16 protein-coding genes are annotated in these 13,989 nt (G+C 42.4%); 10 read left to right on the top strand and 6 right to left on the bottom strand.

All coding sequences use genetic code 11. The features are described from left to right. Positions 1 to 69: 69 nt before the first annotated feature. From ACQKCP_RS03275 to ACQKCP_RS03265, 3 genes are all read right to left on the bottom strand, one after another. On the bottom strand, positions 70 to 918 hold the full coding sequence (locus ACQKCP_RS03275; RefSeq protein WP_427611275.1) for an NAD(P)H-binding protein: 849 nt from the start codon (positions 916 to 918) through the stop codon (positions 70 to 72). A 110-nt stretch (positions 919 to 1,028) separates the two neighbouring features. Continuing rightward, positions 1,029 to 1,469 carry an antibiotic biosynthesis monooxygenase family protein gene (locus ACQKCP_RS03270; RefSeq protein ID WP_427611274.1) on the bottom strand — a complete coding sequence of 147 codons (441 nt, stop codon included), beginning with the start codon at positions 1,467 to 1,469 and terminating at the stop codon, positions 1,029 to 1,031. 100 nt (positions 1,470 to 1,569) lie between these two features. Then, positions 1,570 to 2,313 carry an outer membrane protein gene (locus ACQKCP_RS03265; RefSeq protein WP_427611273.1) on the bottom strand — a complete coding sequence of 248 codons (744 nt, stop codon included), beginning with the start codon at positions 2,311 to 2,313 and terminating at the stop codon, positions 1,570 to 1,572. Positions 2,314 to 2,495: 182 nt separating this feature from the next. On the opposite strand from ACQKCP_RS03265, the gene ACQKCP_RS03260 reads away from it, so the two are divergent. Both ACQKCP_RS03260 and ACQKCP_RS03255 read left to right on the top strand, forming a co-directional pair. After that, positions 2,496 to 3,434, top strand: a complete 939-nt coding sequence (locus ACQKCP_RS03260) for a LysR family transcriptional regulator (protein ID WP_427611272.1) — start codon at positions 2,496 to 2,498, stop codon at positions 3,432 to 3,434. A 531-nt stretch (positions 3,435 to 3,965) separates the two neighbouring features. Then, positions 3,966 to 4,862 carry a 3-hydroxyacyl-CoA dehydrogenase gene (locus ACQKCP_RS03255; RefSeq protein WP_427611271.1) on the top strand — a complete coding sequence of 299 codons (897 nt, stop codon included), beginning with the start codon at positions 3,966 to 3,968 and terminating at the stop codon, positions 4,860 to 4,862. 166 nt (positions 4,863 to 5,028) lie between these two features. Here ACQKCP_RS03255 and ACQKCP_RS03250 read toward each other — a convergent pair whose 3' ends face one another. Both ACQKCP_RS03250 and ACQKCP_RS03245 read right to left on the bottom strand, forming a co-directional pair. Further along, on the bottom strand, positions 5,029 to 5,274 hold the full coding sequence (locus ACQKCP_RS03250) for a hypothetical protein (protein ID WP_427611270.1): 246 nt from the start codon (positions 5,272 to 5,274) through the stop codon (positions 5,029 to 5,031). A 255-nt stretch (positions 5,275 to 5,529) separates the two neighbouring features. Continuing rightward, entirely contained in the window at positions 5,530 to 5,781 is a 252-nt protein-coding gene (locus ACQKCP_RS03245) for a hypothetical protein (RefSeq protein WP_201569055.1), read from the bottom strand. 364 nt (positions 5,782 to 6,145) lie between these two features. Here ACQKCP_RS03245 and pqqA point away from each other — a divergent pair, with 364 nt between their 5' ends. The 6 genes from pqqA to ACQKCP_RS03215 all read left to right on the top strand — a co-directional run bounded on the left by pqqA (position 6,146) and on the right by ACQKCP_RS03215 (position 10,518). Next, positions 6,146 to 6,220, top strand: coding sequence for a pyrroloquinoline quinone precursor peptide PqqA (pqqA, locus tag ACQKCP_RS03240; RefSeq protein WP_082894360.1), 75 nt, complete (start codon positions 6,146 to 6,148; stop codon positions 6,218 to 6,220). 71 nt (positions 6,221 to 6,291) lie between these two features. After that, positions 6,292 to 7,203 carry a pyrroloquinoline quinone biosynthesis protein PqqB gene (gene pqqB, locus ACQKCP_RS03235; RefSeq protein ID WP_427611269.1) on the top strand — a complete coding sequence of 304 codons (912 nt, stop codon included), beginning with the start codon at positions 6,292 to 6,294 and terminating at the stop codon, positions 7,201 to 7,203. 42 nt (positions 7,204 to 7,245) lie between these two features. Then, positions 7,246 to 8,004, top strand: coding sequence for a pyrroloquinoline-quinone synthase PqqC (pqqC, locus tag ACQKCP_RS03230; RefSeq protein WP_427611268.1), 759 nt, complete (start codon positions 7,246 to 7,248; stop codon positions 8,002 to 8,004). After that, positions 8,001 to 8,297, top strand: coding sequence for a pyrroloquinoline quinone biosynthesis peptide chaperone PqqD (gene pqqD / locus ACQKCP_RS03225; RefSeq protein ID WP_057760106.1), 297 nt, complete (start codon positions 8,001 to 8,003; stop codon positions 8,295 to 8,297). The genes pqqC and pqqD overlap by 4 nt, the downstream gene beginning before the upstream one ends. After that, positions 8,294 to 9,466 carry a pyrroloquinoline quinone biosynthesis protein PqqE gene (pqqE, locus tag ACQKCP_RS03220; protein WP_427611267.1) on the top strand — a complete coding sequence of 391 codons (1,173 nt, stop codon included), beginning with the start codon at positions 8,294 to 8,296 and terminating at the stop codon, positions 9,464 to 9,466. The genes pqqD and pqqE overlap by 4 nt, the downstream gene beginning before the upstream one ends. Next, complete coding sequence (locus ACQKCP_RS03215; RefSeq protein WP_427611266.1) at positions 9,463 to 10,518, top strand: dipeptidase; 1,056 nt, start codon at positions 9,463 to 9,465, stop codon at positions 10,516 to 10,518. Before pqqE ends, ACQKCP_RS03215 begins: the two co-directional genes overlap by 4 nt. Before the next feature lie 82 nt (positions 10,519 to 10,600). Here the strand turns inward: ACQKCP_RS03215 and ACQKCP_RS03210 are convergent, their stop codons facing one another. Next, complete coding sequence (locus tag ACQKCP_RS03210; protein ID WP_427611265.1) at positions 10,601 to 11,515, bottom strand: LysR family transcriptional regulator; 915 nt, start codon at positions 11,513 to 11,515, stop codon at positions 10,601 to 10,603. A 175-nt stretch (positions 11,516 to 11,690) separates the two neighbouring features. Here ACQKCP_RS03210 and ACQKCP_RS03205 point away from each other — a divergent pair, with 175 nt between their 5' ends. Then, positions 11,691 to 12,665, top strand: a complete 975-nt coding sequence (locus tag ACQKCP_RS03205) for a hypothetical protein (protein WP_427611264.1) — start codon at positions 11,691 to 11,693, stop codon at positions 12,663 to 12,665. Positions 12,666 to 12,825: 160 nt separating this feature from the next. Next, the gene (locus ACQKCP_RS03200; RefSeq protein ID WP_427611263.1) at positions 12,826 to 13,974 is read left to right on the top strand and encodes a DUF1624 domain-containing protein; all 1,149 of its coding nucleotides are present in this window, start codon (positions 12,826 to 12,828) and stop codon (positions 13,972 to 13,974) included. Positions 13,975 to 13,989 lie beyond the last annotated feature (15 nt).

The raw sequence follows: 13,989 nt of genomic DNA, 5'->3' as shown, positions 1-13,989 counted from the left end.
TCTTCCTTACATTTTGCATTACATCAAAGAGCGTTCAAATAATATCTAGCTTGAGTATGCGCGGTCTTATTAATTGTTAAAGTACTCAGTCCAGCTCATATGTTCGCGCCCCACTACCTTGGCAAAATCGCTTTGGTTGTGCATAGCACCTATTGCTATTTGCTCGTAAATACCAGCGATCACTGTACCGATAAACTCGCCTAGTTCATCAATACGGTCTTGTTTGAACGCCTCCACAGTCATATAGCGATAACTAAGCGTTGCACCAAACCTGTCATTCAAGTACTGAGTGAGCTGCTGCTGGGTAATGGATTCACCATTTAAATTATAAGTATTGGCATCGTGCTTAGCATTGATTAGCATTTGGCTATAAGCGACCGCCAATTCTTCATGAGTGGTATAGCCACACTTGCCCTCACCTGCACAGTTAGCAATCTTACCTTGCGCCTTATAGCTATCGATATAATCCACATCAGGCTCGATATAGATACCATTACGGCCTATCACCCAATTGAGACCACTATCTTTGATATCTTGTTCTGTTTGCTGATTACTCTTCACAATCGGCGCAAACGCAGTTTGAGTACTAGCACCCTGAATACTGGTATATACGATTTTTGTCACACCATTTTTTTTCGCAGACTCGATAACATTGCGGTGCTGACCAATACGCTTAGCAGGCTCATCCATACTAGACACCAGTAAAACGCTATCTATACCTTGTAATGAGTTCTCAAGCTGTTGTACATCATCATAATCACCTGCTCTGACCTCGATGCCATACTGCTTAGTCAAAAACTCAGCTTTGGCAGGAGTGCGTGCCAGCGCCACGATGTCTGTTTCGGCATGCGCCTGTAGTAGGTTCTCAATAATGGCAGACCCTAGTTTTCCATTAGCGGCTGTAACTGCGATTTTCATAGTGCACCTCTTTGATTCGCTTAACTAGAATGAAAGTCGATTAGGGTCTATCTATTGACCCTAATCGAGCTACTGGTTTGCAACTGATTGAAATTGCTGTTTATTTCAAACTAATCTACTAAGGTATAACGATTCATTGCCATCGTCTTTAAATCTATACTGCCCATAAATTCAGCTGCCATAGGTGTTTTAGTAAAACTTGTCATGGAAGCATCCGCATCCGCTAACGTTTCCCAATGCACCACAACCACCCATTCGCCGTTTTCGCCCATTGCTGACTCACGAGACACAAAGCCCTTTTGTTTTGCCACATGATTGACTTCAACGCTGTGATCAAGAACGGCAAAGTCACCATAAGAGATACTTGGTTTAAGTTTGAAAGAGGCAATCTCAATCACTTTGGCGTTTGATACTACGTCAGCACCTTGATGATGGCTGTTATACTGTGTATGCTTTTGAGCTTGATGAGCAGGTTGTAAGTTGTTGCAAGCGGTCAATGCAAATGTACTAATAACAACAGTGGTTAATAAAGCAGCTTTTGAAATCTTCATAGTGATACCTTTTGGATAGATTGATGATTTAGAATTTGTTTTAAGTATTTAGAGACAGATGAAATATCGAGGCTAAGATAAGTTAATAAATTACAAAACCTTAAAACTGATAACGTAAGCCTAAGTTAAATTCATGAGCAGAAGCGTCGTTGAGCTCAAAGCCATCGCTAAAGCCGTCTTGTCCTGTTTGTACGTCGCCACCAAAATCGATGTATTGATACTCTCCATATAAATGGGTGCTTGGGGTCAATGCATAGCTTGCACCTGCTCCAATATTCCACGTAAATTCGCTAGAGTCGCCATCAGCGTAGTTGTCATAATAACCATCTGCTTTGCCATCAAATGCGTCAAACCCTGCTACGCCAGTTCCGCCCAATCGAGCAGAATAGTCATTTTTTGAAAGTCCAATACCTGCCTTAGCATAAGGGGTAAATGAGGGACTAATAGGGAAATCATAAAACCCTTCAAGAGTCATCGTTAAGCTTTCAAACTCACCATCTAAAATGTATTGCTCGCCATCACGAGCGCCTGTACCGTAACGTGAGTCATCAATATCAAAGCTACGTTTTGCCAATCGACCTTCTATACGTAGGTTCTGGTTAAACTGATAACCCAATCCTATACCGCCGACCATACTATTATCAGCTTCAAATGAACTTGGGAAATCGTTATCGGTTGCAATATTATTACCATAGGCTTCTGAGTCAGTGTTCGCAATGCTATAGCCCAGTTGTGCCGTGCCATATAAACCCTCTGTCATATCTGCCATGGCGACTGTAGGTAGTGCAAATAAGCCCAAAACAGCAAAGGTAGATAATGCTTTTGCGTTGGTTAAAGATGTCATAAGTGTTCCCTAATTAAGAAGGTGTTCAAAGCCAATGGTTAGTGACTGCTTCATCAAAGACCTAATGTTTAATAAAGCAGTACTTAATGAAACAGTATTTAATAAAGCAATATTTAAAACTTGGGGTTTTTGGAATATTAAATTCTTGCAACCTGATGACAACCATCATATGCTACCAACTCATGAATAAAAACAGAGGTTTGTTCATACTTATTATGAAAGATTTCGATTATTTAGCGTTAAGCGGACAGCACTTGTTGGTATTCACCACCTTGCACGAGGTCGGCACAGTGACTAAAACTGCCGAACAATTGGATCTGACACAATCGACCATTAGCCACAGTTTGCAAAAACTAAGGCTAATATTTGACGATGAGTTGTTTGTGCGTTCGGGTAGAAGCGTGATGCCAACCCAAAAAAGCGAATATTTATATCAAGAAATTAAGCCGTTATTGGTTCGACTAGATGAGTTAACGCAGACCCAAGAGTTTGAGCCAAAGCTGGCTCATTTTGATTACACGATTTTGGCAAATGATTATCAGGTGGGTGTGTTTTTAACACAGGCAATGCAACAAATTAGCGCACAAGTGGCCTCATTTCGCTTAAATATATTGCCTTCTCGCAAGCCTAATATTGAGCAACTTCGGCAACATAATATTGATTTGGCGTTTTCCCCCTTTGCCCCTGATCACAATGACATTATGAGCGTGCGCTTATTTGACGATGTGGCACGGTGCTATTACGATCCTGCGTACCGCTCACCTCCAGTAACCGAGCAAGATTTTGATAACGCCCGCTACGTGGGACTGAGCTTTACCAAAGGCGCGTCTGCCAGCCAAACGGATAAACGCATTATCCAAGCGATAGATGCCAATACCGTCATACGCACCAATAGCTTTGCGACGATGGCAACGTTCGTTAAGGGGTCAGAGTTAATGGCCATTGTCCCCAGTAAATTGAATACGTTGGGATTTGAGCATTTAGACAGCGTGGCATTACCTTATCAACCCACACCGATTACCATGCGGATGCTGTGGCACAAAAAATATCAGAAAGACCCTAAGCATCAGTGGTTTAGGGAACAGGTTATCGCGTCTACTGATATTTTTAGAACGTACTAGGGTGTGTCCTCATTTTAAAAATGGTGATAAAAATTAAATAAATCGCAGTCAAACAAGGAAAATAGCGAAGATAATATCGAGATATTAGTCAGCTATTTGACGCTGTTTGGCGAGATTTAGCCATTTTTAACCCATTTAGGTGACTATCGATTGAATTGAGGACACGCCCTAGGGTCTGTTGAGTACTCTTACATCACTGCTTACGTCCTCCTTTATAACCTCGTCGACAATATTTTGACATCAACAGTCATTAAAAATATCGTTATGATATTAAATTAGCTTTCAGTTATCATAAAATCATTAGGTATGAAGCTAGTAATACAGTCAGCAAGTTATTGAATTAGTTAATAATATAATAAGTCAAGTAGTGTGGACTTATCTGATACCTGCATAGCGAGATTTTTGGGTTCTCTTTAATGTTTTTATAAAAATGAAGGTTGAATAATTAAGAAAAACCATCTAATAATAGGTCTATAAGTTCTAGACATTTATCTAGCAACTTATATCCACTACTATTAGGAAATAAATACAATGACGTATAAAAATGTAACTGTCGCGGGAAGCGGCATCCTAGGCTACCAAATTGCTTTTCAGGCCGCATTTCATGGTTTTAATGTCAGTGTCTATGACATCAATGATGAGGTTTTAGAAAAAGCAAAGTCAAAATTTCAATTGATGTGCAAGGCTTTTCGAAAGGATTTGAGGGCAACTCAAGAGCAGTTGGATAAGGCTTTTGATAATCTCAGCTACACCTCAGACTTAGCAGAAGCAGTCAAAGATGCTGATCTAATGATTGAAGCCATTCCCGAGATTCCTGAAATTAAAATCGAATTTTATGAAAAACTTGCCAAATTAGCGCCAGAGAAAACCATCTTTGCGACCAATACCTCAACCTTACTTCCTAGCCAGTTTGCAGAATCAACGGGACGACCTGCGAAGTTTTTAGCGCTACACTTTGCCAATAAAATTTGGATGCATAATGTCGCCGAAATCATGGGGCATCCTGGGACAGATCCTAAAGTATTTGATGAGGTTGTTGCTTTTGCTACTGACATCGGTATGGTGGCAATGCCGCTGGATAAGGAGCAACCCGGCTATATCATGAACAGTTTGTTGGCACCTTTTATAGATGCAGCTTTGCAATTGGTTGCAAAAGAGGTTGCCGATCCACATACGATAGATAAAACGTGGATGATAGTAACTGGCGCGCCGTCAGGTCCCTTTGCCATATTGGACACTATCGGTATCAACACTGCCTACAACATCACAAAACTATCTGCTGAAAAAACTCAAAATCCTGTGAGATTCAAGGCTGCTCAATATTTAAAAGAGCAATTAATCGATCAAAACAAACTAGGATTCGCGACTGGTGAAGGATTTTATACGTATCCAAACCCTGCCTTTATGCAACCTGAATTTTTAAAATAATAGATAGCTTTCAAACTGGCTCTAAAACACAAAAAGCCATTCAAGCTGTATATTGCATCGCTTGAATGGCCTTATCAGTCACGCATTTTTATCTAACTAAATATCTTACTATTAGGGTTTATTTTCGGCGATGACTATCCGAACCTATCTAAGTGATGTTTGTTCACTAAAAAGAAAAGTCATATCGCGTCAATGCCACTATCTCAATTGGCACTGCATATTTCCAAGGCATACCGCCCGTACAATAGAACTGGCCATCTTCAAAAGCCACAATGCGAGATGTGAAGTCATTACCTACCTGATCTTCTAGAGCGTTCTCATCACTCTCATCACTTACAGCACACCATATATTTTTATGACCGTCCTCAAGCATTGAACGAGTTAGTTCGCTTCCAACAATTACCGTATCCATGTTGTTACTCCTATTCAATGACAATGATTAGTAAGCTAAACAAGCGGTTTTGTAACAGCAATCACTTGAGCATCTTCGAACCTATTTTATCTATCGTTGCAAAATATTGATGGTTAGACAGATGAGCTTATAAATAGATAGTACAGATGTATTGTCAGCTAGAACAAGAAGTTGTAGACAGATGGTAGATTTTCATGCATAGGCTGTAAGACTAATCTGTATGTAGAACGTAACAGTCATTATACTAATAATGAGTTATAGCCCTACATCATCATGAGTAAGTGCCACTCTCTTTACTGAGACAGCGTACTCCCATAGATCACCTTTATCACAAACGAACTGATCGTTATTGAAAGCTACAATAGGAACCAATAATTCGTAGTAACCATTATCTATAGTTGCTACAGCATAATCATCGCTAACGTTGCTGACAGCACACCATACATAGTTGCTGACATTTTCCAAGATTGCTTTGGTTAACTCACTGCCTTGTAATTCAGCAATCATCTTCAGGCTCCAGTATCTATCAAGTTAACCTATTACTTTATAGATAAATTCGGTTTTTGCAATATATCTGTATAACTCATAAGTTCTCGAAATACACCTGACTTCCCTCGAGCAGATTTTTTATAGTTAGAATTTATGCTCAAACTATTCAAAGATATTTTTAATCTTATGCTCGATATACTGTCTTTTCGGTATGATAAACCGGCTTTCATTTGTGCTATAAAAGACTGCTTAATCGATGCTCGTTAACGCTTTACTAACATCTAAGAAATTGACAGCGGGGGGCAGCTTATACTACCCTTTATCACTCATTAACTTTATTAATCTTACTTCTTAAATAGTAAGATCGTTCCGGAGTAATCCCATGCAGTGGACTAAACCAGCTTTTCAAGACATTCGTATCGGTTTCGAAGTTACTATGTATTTCGAAGCACGCTAAAACTCATTAGCACTCAATCCATTAAAAGCCCTAGATGATTAGGGCTTTTATTTTTTTGGAAATATTGATTTATGTATATTCACGTTTTAGGCTCAGCTGCGGGTGGTGGTTTTCCACAGTGGAATTGCAATTGCGATAATTGCCACGGTGTGCGTCAAGGCACGATTCAGGCAAAGACCCGTACCCAATCCTCAATCGCCATATCAGAAAATGGTATAGATTGGATCTTATTCAATGCGTCCCCTGATATTCGCCAACAGTTATTTGAATTTAAGGCAGCTCAGCCCGCACGTAACTTAAGAGACACAGGTATCACAGATGTGGTGTTGATGGACAGTCAACTTGACCATACGACCGGCCTGTTGACCCTACGTGAAGGCTGTCCAATGCCTGTTTGGTGTACGGACATGGTGCATCAAGACCTCAGTACAGGTTTTCCACTGTTTAATATGTTAAAGCACTGGAATGGGGGTCTACAATATAATCAAATCGATCCAAAACAGAGCTTTCAAATTGACGGCTACAGCAATTTAGAGCTGACGCCTCTGGTGATTAGAAGCTCAGCACCGCCCTACTCCCCGCACCGTAATGATCCGCATGATGGCGATAATATTGCCCTAATTGTGAAAGATTTAAAAACACAAAAACAACTCTTTTATGCCCCAGGTTTGGGCAAAATTGACGATAACGTTATGCAGATCATGCACGCCTCTGATTGCGTGATGATTGACGGCACCCTATGGACGGATAATGAGATGCAAGATTGCGGCGTCGGTACAAAAACCGGCCAAGACATGGGACATTTGCATATTAGCGGTGAAGATGGCTCGTTGCATTATCTAGATCAGCTCGATAACTCTCGTAAGGTGCTGATCCATATCAATAACACCAATCCGATATTGAATGAACAATCTGAACAGGCTGCGACATTAAAACAACATGGTGTTGAAGTAGCATTTGATGGGATGCAGATTGAGCTTTAATACAAACGGTAAGGCAAAGATAGCAATCGTAAGGTGAGAACAATGCAAGAAGAAAACACAGCGCTAAGCCCAGAAGCGTTTGAACAAGCGATTATGGCTAAAGGTCAGTACTATCATATTTACCATCCCTTTCATATCATGATGCATGAAGGCAAAGCGACACAGCAGCAAATCCAAGCGTGGGTCGCCAACCGTTTTTATTATCAGATCAATATCCCATTGAAAGACGCGGCTATTATGGCAAACTGTCCTGATCAGCGCGTGCGTCAAGAGTGGATTCAACGCATGATTGATCAAGATGGCGTCTATCCTGACGGCGGCGGTCGTGAAGCGTGGTTGGGTCTGGCAGAAGCAGTCGGTCTAACTCGTGAGCAGGTGATTTCTGAAGAGCTGGTGCTACCGGGTGTGCGTTTTGCCGTGGATGCTTATGTGAACTTTGCGCGGCGGACGTCATGGCGAGAAGCCGCCAGTAGCTCACTGACTGAGCTATTTGCTCCGCAGATTCACCAATCGCGTTTAGAGTCTTGGCCCAAGCATTACCCTTGGATAAAAGATCAAGGCTATACCTATTTCCGCTCGCGCTTGAGTCAAGCGCGCCGCGATGTTGAGCATGGTCTGACCATCACACTCGACTCATTCAAAACGGCAGAGCAGCAAGAGCGAATGCTAGAGATATTACAGTTTAAACTCGATATCTTATGGACGATTTTGGATGCATTGAGCTTGGCCTACGTGCATAATCAAGCCCCTTATCAAAGCGTCACCACTGACCATGTCTGGCATAAAGGATTGTTCAAATGAGTATACCTGCTAGTTTACCTGAGCTGGATCAATCCATCGTACCGGTATGGCGTCACGGTTATCGTTTTCAGTTTGAGCCTGCGCAAAATGCGTATGTCTTACTGTACCCTGAAGGCATGATTAAGCTCAATGACAGTGCGAGCATCATCGGGCAGCATATTGATGGTCAAGCGTCTATTGCTGATATTATTCAAAAGGTGCAAGCCATGTTTGGTGATATCCCTGAAATCGAGCAAGACATCATTGAATATATGCTGGTTGCCCAGCGTGAACATTGGATTGATTTAGTATGACTGCGCCAGTCGGGCTACCGCTATGGTTACTTGCTGAGCTGACCTATCGTTGCCCCTTACAATGCCCTTACTGCTCAAACCCCATTGATTATGCTCAGTATAAGCAGGAGCTAACGACCCAAGAATGGTTTGATGTGTTTGATCAGGCACGGCAAATGGGTGCGGTGCAGCTTGGTTTTTCTGGCGGTGAACCACTGGTTCGTCAAGACCTAGAAGAGTTGGTCGCTTATGCGCATAACCAAGGTTTTTATACCAACTTAATCACGTCAGGTATGGGGCTTACTGAGGCTAGGATTGCACGTTTAAAAGAAGCTGGCCTTCAGCATATCCAGATCAGCTTCCAAGCCAGTGATCCAACGGTGAACAATGCCTTAGCAGGTTCGAAGCATGCCTTTGAGCAAAAGTATGAGATGTCACGTCTGGTCAAACAGTACGATTACCCGATGGTGCTCAACTTTGTCATTCATCGGCAAAACATCGATCAGATTGACCAGATTATTGAGCTGTGCTTAGAGCTGGAAGCCGACACGGTCGAACTGGCTATTTGTCAGTTTTATGGTTGGGCATTTGAAAATATAGAGGGTTTACTACCAACCAAAGCGCAAGTGGTCCGAGCCGAACGCATTACCAATGAATACCGTAAGCAGATTGAAGAACGTGGTATCAAGTGCAAACTTATTTTCGTGGTGCCTGATTATTATGAAGAACGTCCAAAGCCCTGTATGGATGGCTGGGGCAAGATTTTCTTAACAGTGGCACCAGACGGTACAGCCCTACCTTGCCATGCTGCCAGAAAAATGCCAATACAGTTTCCTAATGTACGACATACACCACTGTCAGATATTTGGTATGAATCTGCCAGTTTCAATCAGTTTCGCGGTGATGACTGGATGCCTGACATGTGCCAAAGCTGCCCCGATAAAGAACGCGATTATGGTGGCTGTCGTTGCCAAGCGTTTATGCTAACTGGGGATGCCAAAAACGCCGATCCTGTCTGTGGCAAATCGCCTTATCACTACCTGATTGAGGAGGCACGTATCAACAGCGAGACGCCTGTACCTTTTGAAGAACTGCGCTTTCGTAATCCAAAGAATTCTAAATCACTGAGTAACAAACAGCTGAATAAAGACAAATTGATTCCTACTCGTATGGTAACAGGTGAAATATGAATGCTAATACTAAGCCTGTGATATTTGATGGACATAACGATCTATTGACTCGCCTTTGGCTAAGTTCAGCTGCCGATCCGGTACATGATTTCATTTATGGTACGTTACCGGGACATTTGGATTTACAACGCTGCAAAGAAGCGAATTGGATGGGCGGATTATTTTCTATTTTCCTGCCGCCCTATGCTTATGTGAAAAACAACCATCCTGACAAATTAGCCAATCCCTCACATTCAGACTTCACTCCGCAAGAAATCGTCGATATCTGCTGTGCGCAATTGAAACTAGCCCAGCAACTAGAGGCAAGATCTGACGGTCAGATTCAGATTTGCACCTCGTTAGAACAAATTCAGGCCTGTCAGCAGAATCAACAACTGGCTATCGTTTTGCATCTTGAAGGTGCTGAGTTTTTAGCCATACAGCCTGAACTGCTAGATGTGTTTTATGATGCCGGACTCAGAAGCATTGGCCCACTATGGAATAGAAAGAGCCTTTTCGGTGATGGCTTGAATGCCTCCTTTCCGCATTCTCCAGATACGGGAGCTGGGCTTACGACTCAAGGTAAAGACCTCATTCTTAAATGCAGTGAAAAGCATATGCTGATCGATGTGTCGCATATGAATGAGCGTGCTTTTTGGGATACGCTAGAGATTGCTTGCCAGCCTATTGTTGCAACACACTCCAATGCACATGCTCTCTGTCAGCAAGCACGGAACTTAACCGATCAACAGCTGGCTGCTATTAAACAAAGTGATGGTTTGGTTGGGGTGAATTTCGATGTGGCGTTCCTTCGTGCAGATGGGCAACGTAATACGCACACCTCACTTGATGTGATTGTTGACCATCTTGATTATCTGATCGACCATCTAGGAGAAGATCACGTTGGGTTTGGTTCTGATTTCGATGGTTGTCTACTACCTGATGAGTTATCTGATATCAGTCAAATCTCCATGCTGATTGAGCGGATGCAACAACGTCACTTCTCAAATCAACTTATTGAAAAGGTGACGTCAAAAAACTGGTTTACGGTGCTTGATAAAATATGGCAATAATGACAATACCCATCAAGTAACCATTGTCTAGGGAGTACTGTTTTGCTCGTCTGAGCAAACAGGGTAATCATTAGTTCTCGTTTTACCTTAATACCTGCTCTACCCGTTCAATCAAGTATTCTTTGACCGCATTAAACAATGGATCGATTAAGCGCCGTTCTGGACAAATCAAATACAGCGGATAGTTGGCCACTTGCCAGCCGTCCAACTCTACCTCGACAAGTCTTCCTGCCTTTAAATCGCCGGCTATATCTAACTGAGACTTTAATGCGATGCCTTTGCCCGCCACTGCCCAGCGGCGTACAACGTCACCGTCTTTACTTCTGCGATTGCCATCCACTGCCACACGTTTAGTCTTTCCCGCTTTCTCAAAAGTCCACTCACTCAAATATTTTTCATCATGACCCAAATGTAAGCAATTATGCTGCGACAAATCTTCCGGCACTTTTGGGATACCGATATCCTTATCAATTTTGCTCAAATACTCCTTTGACGCACACAGTATAGGGCAATTATTCAACACTATGGGTAATGCGACCAGTGATGAATCTTTGGGTGCGCCGTAACGTAGTGCCAAATCAATCTGCTGACCGTACAAGTCCACATAGCTGTCTGACATATGTAGCTGCACCGTCACTTTTGGGTGAATGTCTATAAAATCGTCCAACCACGGCAAAATTAAGTTTCGTCCCAAATCTGATGATGCCGACAGTCGAATGGTACCCGTCAGTTCAGCATCATTGTCATGTAGTCCTGCATAAGCGTTGTCTAAGATAGCCACCGCATCTCGGCAATGCTTTAAATATTGCTCCCCCTTGCTAGTTAGACGCAGCCTACGAGTAGAGCGAACAAATAATACCGTCTCAATTTCCGCTTCTAATCGCTTGACCGCTGCACTCACAACTGCAGGCGACAGATCTAAGTGCCGAGCACAGGCAGATAGGCTACCTAAGCGAGCGGTCTCAATAAAAATACGTAAATCCTGCAAATTTTTCATCGTCATGCCTTCGCTCAATTAACGTCTAACTTAGCAACCACCATCGCTTGCTGCTGCTAGCCTCATCATTATATAAAAATTATTGAAACTGTTTCTCTAAACCTGCTGATTATCAAAATCATTAATTATAGTAGCATGCACCTACAAGGTTTATTCACACATTTGGAGAGACACGATGGATACTATAATACGGCCTACGAGCACACAGGGTACTCAACACCATAGCGACCATGATGGAGATAATCAACAGAGCGCACTACAGCAAGCACGCAACTTACCACTACCTTCAAAATCAGACATGCTTAGACGTGCACCATCTGTAGAGCATTTCTGGAATCAAAACAGCCAGTTACTAGAGCAAGCATGGGCAGAGTGGGAAACCACTGAGCATGACTTGCCTGTACTTGATGACTCATTATTTGATCCAACTTTACGTGATGCAGTGACGCAAGCATGGCGCACTCCTTCTACGGAGATGGCTGTTAAAAATTTATGGCAAGAGATACTACCTGACGTATATCAGGGGCAACTCTTTGACCCAACACAACTGTCAACGCTGCGCCGTTATCTGCAAGCAATCGCAGACGCTAACATTCCCATACGTCCTCCTTATGGTATCGCATTGAACAGTAATGGCGCCATGCTAGATGCGCGCTCGCTAGGCTATTTGGCCACCCCTAATTTTCAGGCGTTTTATTATAAAGTCATGAATCAATATATGCGCCCTATCGCTCGGTTGTTATTTGCCAATGTTTATGGCTATGACACTCAGACCTTTGGGTTCTCAATTCAATACCAGCCGACAGGCGACACATCGCTACAACTTCATACTGATGCTTCAGCGGTGACTATGAATATTAACCTAAATCTGCCAGGCGAAGACTTTACTGGATCAGAAGTCGACTTTGTCGATCGCCATTTAGGGCAAACCAAACGTGCCATCTTTAAGCCTGGCATGGCGATTATTCATAGAGGCTCGGTGCCACACGCCGCACATCCAATCACCAGTGGCAAACGTACCAATATGGTGCTTTGGCTGTATGGCGATAATATGCAAGTACCACGAGGAGTTGGGCTTAATAGTCATATTGATGCCAATCAACGTTGGACTGCTACGCACAGTCAGCCTGATAATTTCGCGCCGTTTTAACAGCGGTACGCTATCGTTAGGTCAAACACAGCATAAAAGGTTAAGACAAGCATAAACATCCAAATGAGCGAGTACCTCTACGAAGATGCGCACTTAAATGAATAATAGCTAATAATTGATATGTTATAATGTTTCATTTTAATTATACAAAGGTTATTGTATGGCGACACCTTTTCAACGGTTACAAGCGATTGACGCACTTCGAGGGCTTGTAATGCTCATTATGATGGTGGATCATGTTCGAGAAACCTTTTACTTACACCATCAAGTTCCTGATCCAATGCTGATACCAGGAACAGATGAACCACTATTTTTCAGCCGAATGATTGCCCATTTATGTGCACCTGTTTTTGTGTTACTGACGGGACTGTCTGCTTATTTGTACCAACACAAACACAATAGTATTCAAATGACCCGCGAATTTTTAATCAAACGCGGGCTTTTTTTGGTGTTTCTGGAGCTGATTGTAATTAACTTTGCTTGGACAGCACAATTTCCACCCGATGTAGTTTACCTCCAAGTGATATGGGCGATTGGCTTCAGTATGATTGCGCTCTCAGCAGTTATTGGCCTGCCTAAAAAGTGGCTGTGGCTACTCAGCTTGGTGATTATATTTGGGCACAATTTATTAGATACCGTCTCCTTTGCCGACATTCCTATCGTCCATCAACTGTGGCTGATACTTCATGAACGCGGCTGGATTGAGTTTGGTGAGGTGATTCGTTTTAGAACCTCTTATCCTGTACTGCCTTGGATTGGCGTTATCATACTGGGCTACTGTATCGGTACATCTGTGTTCGGTGACTCTACATCTGTGCAAAAGAGAAATCGTACGTTACTTACATTTGGCATGGTGAGTATCGCGTTATTTGTGGTACTGCGACTGGCCAATGTATACGGCGATCAAGCATGGCTGATGATGCCCACTCTGAGTGGAACCTTCATGAGCTTTATGAATCTCACCAAATATCCATCATCGTTACTCTTTATATTGTGGAATGTGGGCATAGGACTGGTTTTATTAGTGATGCTCCAAAAAATTGAAACCAAATTATGGATAAAACCACTGGTAGTCATCGGTTCTGTGCCAATGTTTTTTTATATCGTACATCTCTATGTATTGAAACTGCTGTATGTATTTGCCGTTCAACAGTTCGGTATGACGCATGGAGAATATTTTGGTGTAAATAACGTCAGTACACTTTGGTTCATTGCGATTGCACTGAGCATTTTACTGTATCCTTTAATGCGTGCTTTTGCCAAATTCAAACATAGTAATAAGCACATTACTATCCTCAAGTATTTATAGCGATAGCTCCCAACG

It is taken from the genome of Psychrobacter sp. NPDC078631 (assembly GCF_050268165.1).
Lineage (GTDB): Bacteria > Pseudomonadota > Gammaproteobacteria > Pseudomonadales > Moraxellaceae > Psychrobacter.
This window is presented reverse-complemented; position numbering and strand designations above follow the sequence as displayed.